Below are 1,288 nucleotides of genomic sequence, written 5' to 3' on the forward strand. Positions count from 1 at the left end.
AGCGAGGCGAACCGGGAGAACTGAAACATCTAAGTACCCCGAGGAAAAGAAATCAACCGAGATCCCCTTAGTAGCGGCGAGCGAACGGGGGCCAGCCCTTAAGCAGCTTGAGGCGTAGTGGAACGGTCCTGGAAAGGCCGGCAATACAGGGTGATAGCCCCGTACACGAAACGGCTCTTGTTGTGAAATCGAGTAGGACGGGACACGTGATATCCTGTCTGAACATGGGGGGACCATCCTCCAAGGCTAAATACTCCTGACTGACCGATAGTGAACCAGTACCGTGAGGGAAAGGCGAAAAGAACCCCTGTGAGGGGAGTGAAATAGAACCTGAAACCGTGTACGTACAAGCAGTGGAAGCCCTTCGAGGGTGACTGCGTACCTTTTGTATAATGGGTCAGCGACTTACTTTTAGTAGCAAGGTTAACCGTATAGGGGAGCCGTAGGGAAACCGAGTCTTAACTGGGCGACGAGTTGCTAGGAGTAGACCCGAAACCCGGTGATCTAGCCATGAGCAGGTTGAAGGTTGAGTAACATCAACTGGAGGACCGAACCCACTAATGTTGCAAAATTAGGGGATGACTTGTGGCTGGGGGTGAAAGGCCAATCAAACCGGGAGATAGCTGGTTCTCCCCGAAAGCTATTTAGGTAGCGCCTCGGACGAATACTACTGGGGGTAGAGCACTGTTTGGGCTAGGGGGTCATCCCGACTTACCAACCCCATGCAAACTCCGAATACCAGTAAGTACTATCCGGGAGACACACGGCGGGTGCTAACGTCCGTCGTGAAGAGGGAAACAACCCAGACCGCCGGCTAAGGTCCCCAAGTCCTAGTTAAGTGGGAAACGAGGTGGGAAGGCTCAGACAGCCAGGATGTTGGCTTAGAAGCAGCCATCATTTAAAGAAAGCGTAATAGCTCACTGGTCGAGTCGGCCTGCGCGGAAGATGTAACGGGGCTAAAACTAGGCACCGAAGCCGCGGATTCACGCTTTGCGTGAGTGGTAGGGGAGCGTTCTGTAAGTCTGCGAAGGTGTGTTGTGAAGCATGCTGGAGATATCAGAAGTGCGAATGCTGACATGAGTAACGATAAAGGGGGTGAAAAACCTCCTCGCCGGAAGACCAAGGGTTCCTGTCCAACGTTAATCGGGGCAGGGTGAGTCGGCCCCTAAGGCGAGGCCGAAAGGCGTAGTCGATGGGAAACGGGTTAATATTCCCGTACTGACACACATTGCGATGGGGGGACGGAGAAGGCTAGATGGGCCAGGCGTTGGTTGTCCTGGTGAAAGGG

General features: G+C 53.8%; 1 rRNA gene (cut by a window edge). It reads left to right on the forward strand.

The window, feature by feature from the left end:
• Positions 1–1,288: ribosomal RNA gene (locus DA373_RS15920) — 23S ribosomal RNA — on the forward strand; its annotated part runs 1,316 nt beyond the window's last position; the annotation flags it as partial.

It is taken from the genome of Oceanimonas marisflavi (assembly GCF_003049725.1).
Classification (GTDB): Bacteria; Pseudomonadota; Gammaproteobacteria; order Enterobacterales; family Aeromonadaceae; genus Oceanimonas; species Oceanimonas marisflavi.